The organism is Streptomyces sp. NBC_00690, assembly GCF_036226685.1.
Classification (GTDB): Bacteria; Actinomycetota; Actinomycetes; order Streptomycetales; family Streptomycetaceae; genus Streptomyces.
Genome location: NZ_CP109010.1, coordinates 219,447 through 235,089, shown reverse-complemented (window position 1 = coordinate 235,089; position 15,643 = coordinate 219,447). Strand labels below are relative to the sequence as shown.

Annotated in this window: 6 protein-coding genes; 2 read left to right on the top strand and 4 right to left on the bottom strand. The window is 69.6% G+C overall.

The window, feature by feature from the left end; translation table 11 throughout:
* Positions 1 to 125: 125 nt before the first annotated feature.
* From OID54_RS38575 to OID54_RS38565, 3 genes are all read right to left on the bottom strand, one after another.
* Positions 126 to 3,173, bottom strand: a complete 3,048-nt coding sequence (locus OID54_RS38575) for a Tn3 family transposase (protein WP_329028289.1) — start codon at positions 3,171 to 3,173, stop codon at positions 126 to 128.
* A 213-nt stretch (positions 3,174 to 3,386) separates the two neighbouring features.
* Positions 3,387 to 4,067, bottom strand: coding sequence for a hypothetical protein (locus OID54_RS38570; protein ID WP_329028287.1), 681 nt, complete (start codon positions 4,065 to 4,067; stop codon positions 3,387 to 3,389).
* Positions 4,064 to 4,579: a sigma-70 family RNA polymerase sigma factor gene (locus OID54_RS38565; RefSeq protein ID WP_329028286.1), complete on the bottom strand. Its 516-nt coding sequence runs from the start codon at positions 4,577 to 4,579 to the stop codon at positions 4,064 to 4,066. The genes OID54_RS38570 and OID54_RS38565 overlap by 4 nt, the downstream gene beginning before the upstream one ends.
* 686 nt (positions 4,580 to 5,265) lie before the next feature.
* Here OID54_RS38565 and OID54_RS38560 point away from each other — a divergent pair.
* Positions 5,266 to 12,267 carry a LamG domain-containing protein gene (locus OID54_RS38560; RefSeq protein WP_329028284.1) on the top strand — a complete coding sequence of 2,334 codons (7,002 nt, stop codon included), beginning with the start codon at positions 5,266 to 5,268 and terminating at the stop codon, positions 12,265 to 12,267.
* A gap of 540 nt (positions 12,268 to 12,807) precedes the next feature.
* Positions 12,808 to 13,704 carry a recombinase family protein gene (locus OID54_RS38555; RefSeq protein ID WP_329028282.1) on the top strand — a complete coding sequence of 299 codons (897 nt, stop codon included), beginning with the start codon at positions 12,808 to 12,810 and terminating at the stop codon, positions 13,702 to 13,704.
* Between the two features lie 170 nt (positions 13,705 to 13,874).
* On the opposite strand, the gene OID54_RS38550 is transcribed toward OID54_RS38555, so the two are convergent.
* Entirely contained in the window at positions 13,875 to 15,224 is a 1,350-nt protein-coding gene (locus OID54_RS38550; protein WP_329028280.1) for a YncE family protein, read from the bottom strand.
* Positions 15,225 to 15,643 lie beyond the last annotated feature (419 nt).

Genomic DNA, 15,643 nt, shown 5'->3' with positions numbered 1-15,643 from the left:
CCAAGGCCATCACGTTCTGTCACATGACAGGTAACGGCAGCCTCACGAGCACAGGGCCAAGTCGGTTCCCCGGACACGAGGTGGCGGCCCCGGACCGGTACTCACCGGTCCGGGGCCGCCCCTTTTCATTCGGCAGGTTCTGCGTCGGCGGGGTCCCTCAGGGGGCGCCGACCTGGTTCCTGAGGCCGGAAGAAGGCGTACCGGCCGAGGAAGTTGATGTGGTCGAACTGGAGCGGTGACAGGCGGGTCAGGAGGTCGTCGGTGACCGGGAACCCGTCGGCGGCAAGCTGCTTGGCCGCGCGGTCTAGGTAGAGGCTGTTCCACAGGACCACGGCGTTCAGGGCCAGCCCGAGGGCGCCGAGCTGGTCCTCCATCCCGTCGCGGTAGTGCTGACGCAGTTCGCCGCGCTGCCCGAAGAAGATCTTCCGGGCGAGGCGGTGGCGGGCCTCGGTGATGTTGAGCTGCTTGCCGATCATGCGGCGGTAGCCGGTGTCGGAGACGAACTGGAGCAGGTGCAGGGTCTTGAAGATCCGCCCGTAGTGCGCGAACGCGTCCCCCAGCCCGGTGGGGCGCCCATCGCGCGAGAGCATGCGGATCAGGTCGTAGCCGCGGACCTCCCCGGTGGTCAGGGAGCCGGCCACGCGCAGCATGTCGCCCCAGTGCGCGCGCACCCGGTCGAGGCGCACGGTGTGGCGGGAGGCTTCCTGGAGGGGGCCGTAGTCGGCGGTGGCGTGAGTGCGCCACAGACGGGCGTCGCCGATGTCGGCGATCCGTGGGGAGAACTGGTAGCCGCAGATCGCGAACAGTCCGAACACGATGTCCGAGTACGAGGCGGTGTCCGTGATGACGGTTTCCGGCTTGGGGCCGCCGTCGCGGCCCAGGAGGGCGTCCAGGATGAACAGGGAGTCGCGCAGGGTGCCGGGGACGACGACGCCGCCCAGTCCCATGACCTGGTCGTTGACGACGTTGAGCCAGGTGGCCCCCTTGTGGCGGAGCCCGAAGTACTTCGGGCTGTACCCGGCGTGCAGGGACCGCACCGGCACCGTGAACCGGACCCCGTCCGCCGACGCGATGAGCCCGCCGCCCCACGCGCGCACCACGTCGATGCCGCGCTGGGCCTCGATGAGCATCCCGTTCGCCGCCGAGATCGTCTCCGCCCGCAGATACCCCTGGTCGACCTGGACCAGGCGTCCCCGGGTCAGCGCGGTCACGTTGGGCTTCACCACCGGGGTCAGGCCGACGTTGCACGCCTCGGAGAGCAGCAGCGCGCAGACGCTCAGCTCGAACTCCTCCATCGAGGAGTCGGCGCCCGAAATGTGCGTGAACGCCGACGTCATACCGGTGAGGTCGGCGACCTCCAGGAGCAGTTCGGGAAAGTCGACCTTCGGCAGCATCCCGTTCGCCAGCTGCCGGAAGGCGGGCGTCAAGGCGGGTTCGCCGGCCGGGCCCAGGCGGTCCAGGGACAGCTTGCCGTCCTTCACCGACACCGCGGTGTTCGTCGGCAGCCCGGCGATGGTCTGGTGGTAGGCGCCATGCAGCGCCGAGGCGAGTTCGGCCAGGTGAGCCGCGGGCTCAGCGTCCAGGCCGAGCGCGGTGAGCACGGTCGGTTGGGCGCTCTCCCACCGGTCCCCGGCCAGGAGCTTGGCCCGCGGGTCACCCCACCTGTCGCCGCGCCGGGCGTAGACGTCGCGCCGACGCAGGGAGCGATGCAGGTGCTCCAGCACGCAGAAGGAGTACGCGGCCTTGTCCGCCAGCCCGGGTTCCAGCCCGGGGGCGGCGAACACCAGCCGCCGCCACGACCCGCCCACCAGGGTGTCGGAGACCTCGCAGGCGTCGATCTTCTTGCGGCCGATCAGGTGCGGCAACTGCTTGAGCGCCGTGACGACCGGGGCGCCGGCCTGGACGGCGCCGAAGTCGACGACGTCGACCAGCAACCGGATGAAGCCGCGCACGGTGGAATAGCGGGTGGCGAGCGCGGCCCGCCACTCCGCGTCCTCGTCGCCGTCCTCGTCGCCGTCCTCGTCGGGGACGACCTCGGCGATGACCGCCAGGGCCTCGGCGAGCTTCTCGCGGGGCACGACCTTCTCGACCGCCGACCACGCGTCGACCACCGACACCAGCTCCCCGGTATCGGTCGCGGGCGCGGTCTCCAGCAGCACTCCGACCGCCTTCGCGACCCGCCCCGCCGCCCTGCGCAGCTTCGGCAAGGACTTGAGCTTCTCCTCTCTCCCCATCCGCTCCGCCCGCGACAGCAGCCGGGACGACATCAGGACGTCCAGGAGGTCCAGGGCGTCATCGACGGTCGCGGTCTCCAGGTGCTGCACGGTGGCCAGCAGCGTCGCCGTCTTGCGGGATTCCTCCAGGTCCCGCAAGGTGGGCGCCTTCGAGCCCATCCCGTACCGGGCCAGCCCCGACATCCGGGCCGCCGGCACCACCGACGTCGGCACGAGGTGGGCGCCCAGGCCCTGGACTTCCTTCGCCCGCTCCAGAGCTGCGGTCATCGCGGTGCCCGAGATGCGCATCGGCGGTGTCCGCAGCCGCTCCAGCTCCGAGACCCGCTTGCCGTCGGGAACCTTCAGCAGGTCGCGCATCGACTGCCGCAGATCCTCCGGGACCGCCTCGTCCAGCGTCCGGTACAGGGAGGTGTTCTCGCTCGCGCGGACCTCGGCGACCAGCCGGGTCAGCGTCGTGATCCCCGGCAGCAGCACCCGGTTGTCCACCAGCCACACCACCGCCCGGTCGAACAACGCCCGCGGCCCCTCCAACGACGCCCACACCCGCGCCGCCAGGAAGGCGCGGACCTCGTCCTCGGCGGCCGAGAACTCCCGGTAGCCGTACGCGTCCCGGATCTCCCACGTGTGCTCGTACGCCGTCTTCGCCCGCGAGGTGTACTCGCCCAGGCACCCCGGATCCAGCCCCAGCTGCTCGGCGACAAACGCGACCGTGGACTGCGGCACCGCGACCGGGTCGTCGAGGAGGAACGTGCCCAGCATCCGCACCGTGCCCCACTGCACCGCGAACCCGAGCTTCGTCGCGTCCCGCCGCTTGCCCGCAACAAGCTCGTGGCCCTTCGGATCGAGCCGGAAGAACTGCTCCAGCTCCCCGGGCGACGGCTCCGAAGCGAACCGACCGTAGCGGGAAACCTGGTCATCTGAGAGGAAATCAACTGGCATGAACCGGAACGTAGGCCCGCTGACCTGGCCGTATAAGCACAGTCACCGAACCGGTATCAAGATCACCGATCTACCGCCAAAACCCGGTCCGATCCTCCCCGAGGGCCTACGTGGCCGGAAACGTGGTCCCGCAGAGCGCGAGAGACCGCACACACGAACGGGGGACATCCTCGGTGCCCGCTCCTGAACCCGGTACCGGGCGGTCGGTGGTCGTCAGTGTCGTCCGGCCAGGTCGTGGAGGCGGTCGGCGAGTCGGCGGTCGGGGCGGTAGACGAGTCCATCGCCCTCATGGCGTTCGGCAAGCCGCTCGAACTCTGCCAGGCAGCCGGTGGGTACCGGGTTGAGCCGGTCGTGCCGCATCCGGTAGCCGGCGAAGGACTCCAAGACGTCGAAGAAGTTCTCGGACGTTCCATCGGGAGCCTGTAGCTGGCCCTTCCACAGCTCCGCTTCGCGCAGTTCACCGCAGGAGAGGTGGTGCAAGTACAGGCAGTAGGCGGCACCGAGGTGACCGGCCCCGGCGGCGAGCTTCCACCAGAACTGGGCGCTCTCGGGGTGACGGGCCAGATAGAGCATGCACGCGAACACCTGGACACCATCGATGTCGAGGTCGATCCACCGAGTGAACTCGAAGGTGAGGTTCCCGAAGCCGTTGTCGCCGATGCAGGTCGTCAGGTCCTTGACGTGGGCTGCGGCCCCGGCCTGGGTGAGCGTCCAACGCGAAAGCACCTCCAGCCGATCGCGCGCGGGAACGACCTCGCGAGTGGGGCGGACAGGCGAGGCGCAGCCGTATCCGGCGTCTTGGGCGAGGCGGCTCAGGCCGGCGGCTACGTCGAACGCGCGCCGGGGTTCCCTCACGGTGGCGTTCGGATCGGCGAGACGCTTGTCCCAGCTCACTTCGTGGTCTCCTTGGTCAGGGCGCGTTGCCAGACCGGGGTCAGGCGCTCCCGGGCCTTGCGGCAGTGGTAGTCGACGGTGCTGGGAGTGATACCCATGTACCAGCCGATGCGCTTCACATCGCACTTCGCGATGTACCGCAGGACGATCACGTCGAACTGACGGGGCGGCAGCTTCCCCAGCGCCGCGTACAGGCCGTTGCCACTGTCCATCGCGGCCAGCTGCGCGCGGAAGGTCAGCAGCGATTCGGCTATGACGGTGCGGCGCATGATCGCCCATGTCTGCTGGGGCAGGTCGCGTTCGGTCAGCAGGTCGTCCCAGTGCCTCAGGATCTCCAGGAAGGCCCGGTGGACCGCTCTCTCCGCAGCGTCGTTGGTGCGGAGGACGACCAAGGCGTACTCGTGGTACGCCTCCTGGTGGGTGATGTAGTGCGCCTCGAACTCCAGCGGGAGCGGGCGCGGGGCCTCGGCCACGGGAGTGCGGCCTTCATCCCCTCGGGCTTCCTCGGTCATGTGTCCTCTTCATTGAGGGCTTGCGGTACCGCGACGCGAGTGCGCCGGTGCAGCTCACTCAACCGGCCGAAACAGCCGAACACGCATGCGCGCCCCACCGAATGTGACTGACAGGAAGATCGTTGAAACAGAAAGTGACAGCGTGAGTGACTAGTCACCCGCCGTGACGAGGCGTTTTGTGAGCCCGCGCGTGACATGACCCCAACATTCAGACTATGCATGTGATGTAGATCACCTAAGAGTGCGTTTGAGGGGAGAGCCACTTCCCGCCCCGATCGAGTGAATCCCGCCAACCACAGTCCCCGACAACCCCGTTGCCAGATACGCGGACTGCCAAAGCCGCTACCCGAGACCACCCACCAGGCGTACAACTACGGCGAGAACAGCACGGTCGGGGCAGAGGCCCGGCCCCAGGGTCAACGCCCATATCCGAGCCACCGATCCACCGGTTTCCCTACTCCCACGGGCGCACGAGGGCAACATGGCGGCATGACGTGTGGATCACTCGATCAGGCGAACGTGTGTGGTTGGTGCATCCGCGGGTGAACTCCCGGACAAGGATGGGCTGTTAGCGATCCGATCTTGTTTCGCGGTCCTGCTGTCCGTCGACGCAGCGCCCTCTCGGAGTCCTTGGAAGCCTGGGGTGTTTCGTCGTGCCCGGGCAGCCACTCGAAAGTGGGGAAGCGTTGTCCTCAGACCCGTCTCGTACCAAGGTCTACAGCGATCGCCGGTATCTGCACACCACCTTGGTGCGTCACGCGGGTACCACGGTGGCGCTGGCGCTGGCGGCCGACCGCCGGATCTACTACAGCGTGCTGGATCTGGGCAGCAGGACCGCCGATGCCGCGAAGGGGCTGAATGGCCCGCAGCCAGAACCGGGGCAACTCGATGTGCTGCACTGGGCGGACGACCCGAGCGAGCTGCGTTTCCCGGGCGAGATCGCCCGGGTCGGCTTCGCCCTGCTGGGGGCCACCCGGCTGCCCGCCGTGCGGCGCGGCACCCGGACGGAGGCCGCGGCGGACGAGTTGCTGAGCCCGACGGAGACGGACACCTTCCTTTCCAGCACCGCCCGTCTGACCGCTGAGGCGCCGTTCCAGGCGCTCTCGGACGGCAAGTACCTGTACATCTTCCGCCAGTCGGTGCCGGCCGGCCACGAGGACGCGCTGGTGCGCACCGGCGCGGGGACGTACACCGGGGACCCTGACAGCCCCGGGCTTCAGCTCGTGGACGGGCGGAAGGTCGGCCTGGCCAACGACGCGGTGCTGTGTGACCGGTTCATCGTGGCGGGAGCGCGGTTGCTGCCAGTGCCCGAGGTGCGCTACCGGCGCAGCCGCCACCACACCATGCCGGACTCGGCCAAGGACAGTCTGGGCACGAGCGACATGGACGGGCGGGACTTCCACGAGCCGACTTTGGAGCTCGGGTTCCTGGGCGAGGTGACCGATGGCCGTTTCGCGGCGGTGCTGCTGCCGACCGGGGTCGGTGACCTGCGGCGCTGGCAGTTCTTCGTCGACAAGCCCGGGGCCGGGGTGATCGACGCGGTCAATGTCGAGCAGGGCAGGGACGGGCTCTTCCACACCCAGGGCTCGCGGCTGTACACCAGTCCTGACGCCAGGTACCGCGATGCCGTGTTGGAGCGGTCGCCCGGCAAGTGCCCGTTCACGGGCGCTGACCTGGTGCCGGCCGAGAGCGGAGAGGGATTCGCCGAAACGGCGCTCTCCTTCGGCGGCGGGACCGGCCGGCTCGGCATCGACGCGGCGACGCCGCTGCCGCTCGGCGCGGGCCCGTACACCGTGGAGCTCTGGCTCAGTCCGCGGGAGTGGGGCAGCACGCTGCTGTCCGCCTCCGGTACGGCGGGCACCGCGCCCGCGGCGTCGGGCTGGCGGCTGGAGCTGACGGCTGAGGGCAGGCTGGCCGTGCAGCACGATGCGGACGGTGCGAAGACCGCGGTGACCTCCGCAGTGGAGGTGCCGGTGGGCGAGGGGGTCTACACCCATGTGGCGGTGGTGTACGACGGCACCGGCGTCAGGTTCTGTGTGAACGGGGAACCGGGCGTGTCGGGCACGCTGCCACGGGGCAAGGGGGAGCGGACGCGCCTGGTGGTCGGCGGCCATGAAGCCGACGGCGACGCCGCGGGCTGCTTTCGCGGAGTGATCGACGAGGTCCGGATCTGGGACCGGGCCCGGACGGCGGCCGAGCTGGCCGGGGACCGCTCCTACCGGCTGGTCGGGGACGAGCCGGGCCTCACCGGTTACTACCGCTTCGACGCGGGCTCGGGCACCCGGGTCCTCGACGCGACGCAGCGGGCGGCGCACGGCACACTGACCGGCGAGGTGAGCTGGGTGACCTCCCAGGCCCCGGTCGGCGACCACCCGGGGATGCGGCGGGAAAGCTTCACGCTGTCCGGCCGGAGTGTTTCCTCCGGGCTGTCCGCGCTGCTCTACCACCAGCAGGAGGACGCCCCCGCCGGGCACGCACAACTGCCCGCGCCCGCAAAGAAGCAGGCCCGCGTCCTGGTGGCGTGGGCATCCGCCAAGGACGGCGAGCCCGAACCCAAGGTCGCCGCCCTGGACGTTGCCGTGGCCCGGGACGGCCGGCTCGCGCAGCTCCCGGACGTCCTCACCCTGGCCGAGCTGGGCAGCGGCGCCAAGGCGGTGGACGCCGAGCAGGTCAACGCCCTCACAGCGGAGGTCGACCAGCTCAGGAAGACGACGGAGCAGGCCAAGGCCAAGTTGGGCCGGCTTCAGAAGGACAAGGGCAATGACGCCAAGCTGGTGTCGGAAGCCGTGGCCGCGCGCCAGGCCAGGCTTGCGGCGAAAAAGCAGCTGGATCAGGAGCGGAAGTTTGGGCCCGCCGCCAACGGCGCCCCCTTCCGTATCGTTTCCGACACGGAAGGCGACACGCCCGGAAGTCTTGTGGCAGCCGCCCCGGACTCCGATGGGGAGCGGACACTGACCTACGCCGTCGGAAAGACTGACGAGACGGCCCAGTGGCGGCTCGTACCGTCGGGCGAACCTGCCGCCGGCAACCGGCTCATCGGAAGACTGAAGCATGTGGGCACCCAGCTGTGGGTCAGGCTGAACCAGACCTACCGCGGCATCGACAAGTATCTCCATGCCTGCCTGGTGGCCGAGGAGAAGTCGGCCACCGTGCTGACTCTCGAGTGGGACGAGAACGCCTATTCCCTGATCACCGCCAAGGGCACCAAGGCCCGCGTCGAGGTGGGTTCGGGAAAGGGCGGTCGGCTGAAGGTGGACATCGTCGGTACCCCCACCGTCATCAAAGCGGTGTCCGTGGTCGACCAGGCCAAGGAGATGGCGGAGGCGGATGCCAAGGAGGCCACCCTCAATGCCCGCATCATGTCTGCCCGGGACCTGGACAACGAGGGGCGTCTGCGCATCGCCTGCGACGAGGCCAGGCGCAGTCTGGAGGCCAAGGAGGCCGAGCTGGGTGAGGCCAGCGGCGGTGATCTGGGCCGCAGCTCGCGGAGTCTGGCGATGCCGACTCTGGGCCGCGACAGGTCCGGCCTGAGCTGGGCGGGCGCCCTTCTGGGCTTCGCGACCACCCGGGACAGGCCGCATCTGCTGGACAGCGGCTCCGGGCAGCTTGGGCTCTACTTCCGGGACCGGGAGGGCAGGTTCACCGCCGCCTACTACGACACTGCGGTGGGCCGCTCGGTCAAGCAGCTAACTGCGGGCGGCGCCGCGCAGTTGCTGCTGACGGCGGGTGACCCGACCACCGACCTCGCCCGGGTGACGGCGACGGTCGAGGACGCCGGCAGCGCGGACCGGTGCAGGCTCACCCTGACCGAGACCGCCGATGACGGCACCACCGTGACAGATCAGGAGGTCTGGGACCTGCTGCCCCGCGACGTGGGCCGGGCGGCCGACGCACTCAACGGGGTCCGGGAGACGCCGCAGGCCGTCGGCAGGGTCAGCACCCTGGACGACGGCACCCTGACTCTGGAGGCCGGGGCCGTCCGGGCGCTGCCGGCCGGCACACTGCTGCTGGTCGGCGAGCAGCCGTACCTGGTGACCACAGCCACGCCGGACGGATCCACCGTCCTGGCTGTCGGACACGGACCGGCCGGCCTTCCGGAGGCGGCCGGACTGGCCGTCACGACGGTGAACCACACACCCGCGCTGGTGACGGTCAGCCGGGCGGGGGCGACGAGGGCTTTCGGCTCCCGGCTGGTGGAGGCCGCGTACACCCACCGCACCGGCACCCTGGCGAACGGCGGCGCGACCGACCTGGCGGGCGTCAGGCCCAGCCGCTGGTGGGGCGACACCCCGGGCCGTTCCTGGGAGTTCAAGGACGGGGCCGAGCCGCTGAATTGCCCGCAGGCGCAGGCGCCGGGGGCCGTCGCAGCGGACGATCTGACCATGGAGGCATGGGTCAAGCCCGCCGCGACCACCGGCCCGGCCCGGATCATCAACTTCCGTCACCGGAAGGATACGTACGTGCTGGCGCTCGGAAAGAGCGCAGCCGGCAAGCGCCCGGTGCTGGCCGGAGTCGGCGCACAGTCGGTCGTCACCGAGGAGACCGTGCCGGACGGCCAGTGGACACACCTCGCCGCCAGCTTCGAGCAGTCCTGGGCCCTGCGCTTCGCCGGACGTTCATCGGCGGTGGCCGAGCACGGTGACGCGCTCAACCTCACCGGGGACTGCACCGTCGAGGTCCACGTCCAGGTCGACGACTTCACGGGCTACCAAGGTGTGATCTCCAAGGGCCGGCTGAAGGGCGGCCGTGAGCACGGTGTGCCGTTCCAGCTAGGAGTGGACAGCGGCGGTCATCTGGTGCACTGCGCCGAGCTCGCCGACGGCACCGTGCGCACCCATGTCTCCACCGGCACGCTCACCAAGGGCAAGGCGCACCGCGTCGCGGTGGTCCGCAAGGCCGGGCAGCAACTCGTGGAGAGCAAGGGCAAGAAGACCATCACCTACACCGAGGACGGCGAGGAGGTCAGCCGCGAGGTGGACGTGATCGACTCGATGCTGCTGGACACCTGGTTCGACGTCACGTTCTTCATCGACGGCGAGGCGGCCGGCGAGCTGCGCGACCACGACCTGGCGCCGGCCAAGTCGAGCGGCCCGCTGGAGGTCGGCTGCGGCTGGTCGGGCGCCGATCCGCGCCACCTGACCGGCACGGTGAGCGAGGTGCGGCTGTGGAACCTGGCCCGGGACAAGGCCCGGCTGGGCAGCGGCACGCGGACGGACGAGGGCTTGGTCGCGCACTGGCACTTCGAGGAGAACGAGGGCAACACCGCAGCAGACGCAACCGGCGCGCACCCCCTGCGCCTGCACGGCGCGACCTGGACCAAGAACCCCGACCCGCTCGGCTCCACCTTCCGGGTCTACCTCAACGGCCGCCCGGTCGTGGTGAAGCCGCGTACCGCGGACCCGGAGCGGCTCGGGAATTACGGCGGCGGGCCGCACTTCTGTCTCGGCGGTCGTTTCCATACCAGCAAGGACCTCAAGTGGCTGGCCCCCGACCAGATGTACCGGGGTGAGCTGGAGGAGGTACGGGTCTGGCGCACCGTCCGGACGGAGGAGAACATCCTCGACAACCTCTTCGGACGCCTGCGCGGCGAGCGCGAGGACCTGATCGCCGTGTACTCCTTCGACGACGACTCCACCCAGCCCAACAGCAGGCAGGTGACCGACAGCGGCCCGCGCGGCCTGCACCTGCGGCTCGCCAAGGACGCCCCCAAGCGACCCACCCCCGTGCTCTCCACCGCGCCCGTCTCCGGAGACGTGGCCGAGGTGCAGCCCGTGTTCGTGAAGACACCCAGCGCCTACCTGGCCACCATCCAGAGCGCCCCCGCCGTGCAGGAGTACGCCGACCTCCAGCGCGACCACTACGGGCGCAGCAGCGGCGCGCTCAAGCGCGTGTACGCCTACGTCCGGGACGGCGCCTGGCACCTGGTCACCGGCTACAAGGTCGGTGACCTGGTCTCGGAGTGGGTCGCCCAGGTGCAGTTCGACCCGCAGATCACCGGGTACATCGAGGGAGCCCCGCCCGTGCCCTCGGAGAACCTGATCGCCACCAAGAGCCCCAAGCTGTTCAGCTACATCGACGCCACCAAGGTCGAGTTCGAGCGGGCCGACAGCGTGGTCAACACGCTCTCCTCCAGCCGCGAACGCAGTGTCACGGCCGCCATGGAACTGGCGGTGACCAACGAGGCATCCGCCGACTCACTGCTGATCAGCGCCCCCCTCGGCTTCGGTATCGCCAAGCCGATCGTCGAGGGCGGCTTCGACTGGGGCGTGCGGGCGACAACAGAGTTCGCCAACGCCTGGGGCGATGAGACCGAGGTCTCCCAGGGCTGGCAGACCGGACGGCTGACAGCGGTAGGTCTCTCCGGCGGCTGGGAGACACCGGACGCCGGCAAGCAGCTCAACAAGGCCAACGGACGCCGCTTCACCCCCTCCAACACCGGCTACGCCCTGGTGCAGTCCGAGACGGCCGACGTCTTCGCGCTGCGCCTCGCGCACAACCGGGCGCTGGTCTGCTACCGGATGCTGCCCAACCCCGACATCCCGCGCGACTGGAACCTGATCCCCTTCCCGATCAACCCCCGCTACACCAAGCAGGGCAGCCTCGACGGCTCGGTCGGCCAGGACGAGCAGGGCAACCGAGTCATGGAGGAGGAGTACCAGGGCCTGGCCTCCGGCGGTGAGCTGAGCTACTTCAAGCCGCGTGAGGCGTACGCGCTCAAGCGGCGGATCATCGAGGACCAGCAGCGCCTCCAGACCTTCTACGACGCCGTCTCCACCGAGACCCACCACGCCGACCCCACCGCCGAGCGCGCCCGGCAGGTCCTCTCCGGCTTCGTCGGCCCGATCAAGGACCCGGCACAGCGCAACGGGAAAGCCGAACCGGCCGGCGCGCAGGCCAAGCGCAGCCTCGTCAACACCTACGTCTGGTCGGCCGACGGCGGCTTCTTCGCCGAGACCACCGAGACCATGGACTCCGTCACCGAAGTCACCTCCGGCAGCTACCAGCTCGCCGGCTCCTTGGGCGGCTCGGTGGGCGGCGGCGTGAAGATCTTCGGCATCGGGGCCAACGTCCAGTTCGACGCCTCCATCGGCGGCGCCATCGCCGTGACCCGCTCCCGCGGCAAGGAGTCGACCCGCACGTTCAGCCTCAACATCACCTGCGACGTACCGGGCGACCTGCAAAAATACGACGCCAACGGGGACCCCGAGTACGACGAGGAGACAGGCGCCGCGATCGAGGTCCCGGGCCGGGTCGACGCCTACCGCTTCATGACCTTCTACCTGGACACCGACACCCAGAACTTCGAGGACTTCTACGGCAAGGTCGTGGACCCCCTCTGGCTCGGCGGCGACAGCCCACACGCCACCGCCCTCCGCCAGGCCCGGCAGTCCGACAAACGGCCACCGTGCTGGCGGGTCCTGCACCGCGTCACCTACGTCAGCCGCAAACTGGCCACCGACCCCGGCACCGGCGCTACCGACCTGGACAAGTCGATGGCCCAGGAAGACATCTCCAGCAACTACGAACTGATCCGCCGGATCGACCCCTACGTCCGCGACCACACCGCCGACCGGGGCGAACTCGCAACCGCCGTCAAAGAGGCACTCACCACCCACCTCCCCGGACTGCTCCCCCACAGCGACAAGGTCACCGACTACTTCGCCCTCTACTACGGACTCGACCACTAGCACAGACACACCCGTCGGGCCCGCGCACACCGGCGGGCCCGACCCGGCCTGCCCGGCCGCCACCGCCCGCCTCGCCTTCCGGCCGTTGCCGTCCTTCCGGGCCGCCATCTGGGACTGCGTCCCCGGCCACGGCCACGGCAGCGAGAGCAGACGGCCGGACGACGCCGAACGGCCAGGACTTCACCCTGCACGGCCGGAGTTCGGGGGTTGAGGAACATCGATGTCAGATCGTGCGCTAAGCATGCGTCGGCCCTGGTGGGCGGCTGACGGGGTGTCGGCGGCGGGACCCGTGTGAAGTCTTTCCACGGATAACGCCCTATTATCTGCGGCACCGGGATGTGTCACCTGCGGCGACGTCCCCGGGCCCTGCGCGAAGCGGCCCTGTTATCTAATGGGCGCTGAAGCGAGGCATTGCTATCCGAATCGGGGGAGCCATGAGCTCTCTCGACAGGCCGCGGGGCTCGCTTCAGGCGGCACAGGCACGAGGTCTTCCTGGACTCGCTCGGCAACCCGAACACGGTCCGGAGCTACGGGGCCGGGGTGGGCAAGACCGCCGAGCGGATCGGCGGGGGCCGGCCGCTGGCGTCGGTCGCGGACGACGAGATCGGCGAGGCCCTGGAGGTGCTGTGGGGCCGGTCCGCGGTGAACACCTGGAACGCGCGTGGCGCCCCGGCACCAGTCGACCCGGACCTGCCGGGCGCGGACATCCGCATCGGCTATGCCCGCTGCTCGACCCTCGGTCAGGAACTCGATTCCCAGCTCGACGCACTCGCGGGGCACGGCATCCCGAGGGACAAGGTCTTCAGCGAGAAGATCAGCACCCGCGTCCGCGTCCGCCCCCGGTTCGAAGATGCGCTGAGGACGGCGCGGGAGGTCAAGGCCCACGCCCCGCACTGCCGGGTCATCCTCACCGTGTACGAGATGAAGCGCCTCGGCCACGACGCCGCCGAACTCACCTCGCTCGCCGACCATCTCACCGCCCACGGCCTCATCCTGGAGATGCTGGCCGGGCCCCTGCCCGGCATCTACGACCCCACCGGCCCCGGCAAGCTGCTGTTCGCGTTTTTCGCCGCGATGGCGGAGACCGAGCGGGAGAACATCCGCGAATCCACGCTGGAAGGGCTCGACACCGCGGCCCGCAAGGGCAAGCACGGCGGCCGGCCCCCGGTCATCACCGACGACATGCTCCACACCGTGCTCCGCCGCCGCGCGGGAGGCGAGTCCGTCGAGCAGATCCAGCCCGACCTCTGGATCGCCACCGGCAAGCGCAGGGGACAGAACCCCTCGGTGGCCAGCGTCTACCGGGCGCTCGCCGAACACGCCAAGCGCGAGGCGTACCCCGAAGCCGTCGAGGCCGCGCACGCCGACTTCGCCAACCTCCATGCCGGCGAAGTCCCCAGGCCCCGCCCCGCCCGTCCCGACCGAACGTCACTCTAATTACAGAGAGCTACATGTCACATCGCCGTAGTTTCGGCAGAGCAGGGCCGAGACGGGAGCGAGGATCAGGGCACGGGCACCAGTCGGCAGCGATCCTCCAGAGCCCCTCACCGCGTTGTCACGCCCCGGCGACGCGGTGGGCGTCGCCAGCCCCGGGCCGGTCGGCGCGGTCAGGCGCAGTTGATGATGTGGGGGGTGGTGGCGGTGCAGGTGAGGGTGGCGGTGTCGTTGGCGGTGTTCGGGTCGGCGGGGGTGCTGGTGGTGCGGGTGGCGGTGAAGGTGTAGGGGGTTCCGAGGCTGAGGGAAGAAGCGGGGATTCGGAAGTGTCGGCTGACGCTCTCGCCGGGGGCGATTGCGCGGAGCTTGCAGGTGGCGGTCTGGCCGGTGACGCCGCAGTCGCGGCCGACGGTCCTGTTCGGGACCTGCGCGTCGAGGATGGCGGAGTTGACCCGGTCGGGGCCGTTGTTGGTAGCGGTGAGGGTGTAGTCGATGCCGCCCCGGCCGGGTACGGGCTGGGCTGTCAGGGCGAGGCTGAGGTCGGCGACGGGCGGGGTCACCAGGACCACATCGGAGGGACTTTTGCCGGGGGTGATCCGCGCGGTGGTGGTGTTGGTGGTGGTGTCGATGAGCGAGAGGGTGTTGTTGGTGCTGGTGGCATAGACGTACCGCCCGTTGTCGCTGATCGCGAGGTCGGTGGCACGCCATGGCAGGGGGACGGAGCTGGTGACGGTGCGGGTGGCGGTGTCCACCACGGCGACACCGGTGCCGCGGGCGGTGTAGGCGCGGGTGCCGTCGGGGGTCAGGACGGTTTCGGAGGTATCGCCGCCGCTCATGGGGACGGCTCCGGCGAAGGCACCGGTGGCCAGGTTGAGGATCTTGACACTGTTGTCGAATTGGGAGATGTAGGCGTGGGTCCCGTCGGGGGCGATGGTGATGTTGTAGTTGCCGCCTGGGGACGGGATCGGCGCTTCGAGGGTCTCGCTGGTGGTGTTGAAGACGGCGATGTCGTCCTCCCGGAGGAGGTAGAGCCGGGTGCCGTCCCGGGAGATCGCCGCGTCTGGGGCGGCAATGTTGATTGAGTGGGTGGCGATTTCCCTGTTCTCGTAGGTGTCGATGACCGACAGGGTCCTGTCGAGGCGGTTGTTCACGAAGACCCGGCCGCCGTCGGGGGAGACGGTGACGGTCGAGGGCTGTCCTTCGACCGAAATGGTGGCGGTGACCGTGCGGGTGGCGGTGTCGATGACCGACACGGACCTGCTGTTGAAGTTGGCCACGTAGACACGTGTGTTGTCGGGCGAGACCGCCGTGGCCTCGGGAAGGTAACCGACCGGGATGGTCGCCAGCACCGCGTTCGCCTCGGCGTTGACCACCGCGACCTCGCCGTCGGCTCTGTTGGTGACGTACACCACGGTCGGCTGGGCAGCCGCCCGCGGCTTCGCCGCCGCGACGGGAACCCCCTGCGGGCCGACCGCCTGCGCGGGCGGCATCAGAGCCACCGCGCCCGCCAGCAACGCGGTCACGGGTACCACCAACAGCCTCCGGAACGAACGTAACCCCGTCCGCGATACGACCTTCATCAACGCCTACCTTCCCCTCAGTGAACCCGCTCGCCCCCGAAGGAACGACGGGCCGGCACGGTGTGCCGTCCGGCGACATCTACCGCCCGGGGCCACCTTCAACCACAACCTCACCGGAACCACCCGTATGAATGACAGGTAATCGCATTCACTTCGGAAGGCGGGCCTGGTGTCGAGCGGGAGAGCGAACCAGTCCGGAAACGCCAAGGCAGGGGCACCACAGCCTGGTTACCTGAACTCGCGAGGCATCCCTCGTCGAAGGACCCCGGAACTGTCACAGACGTCACCGATCAAAAGGGTGTAACACGGCTTCACAGCCCTGTCGCTACCGGTCGGTCCGATCCTCTCCAAGGGCTAAACCG

Coding starts and splice junctions, on each gene's coding strand:
- OID54_RS38575 (WP_329028289.1), bottom strand. CDS start 3,173: ATGCCAGTTGATTTCCTCTCAGATGACCAGGTTTCCCGCTACGGTCGG.
- OID54_RS38565 (WP_329028286.1), bottom strand. CDS start 4,579: ATGACCGAGGAAGCCCGAGGGGATGAAGGCCGCACTCCCGTGGCCGAG.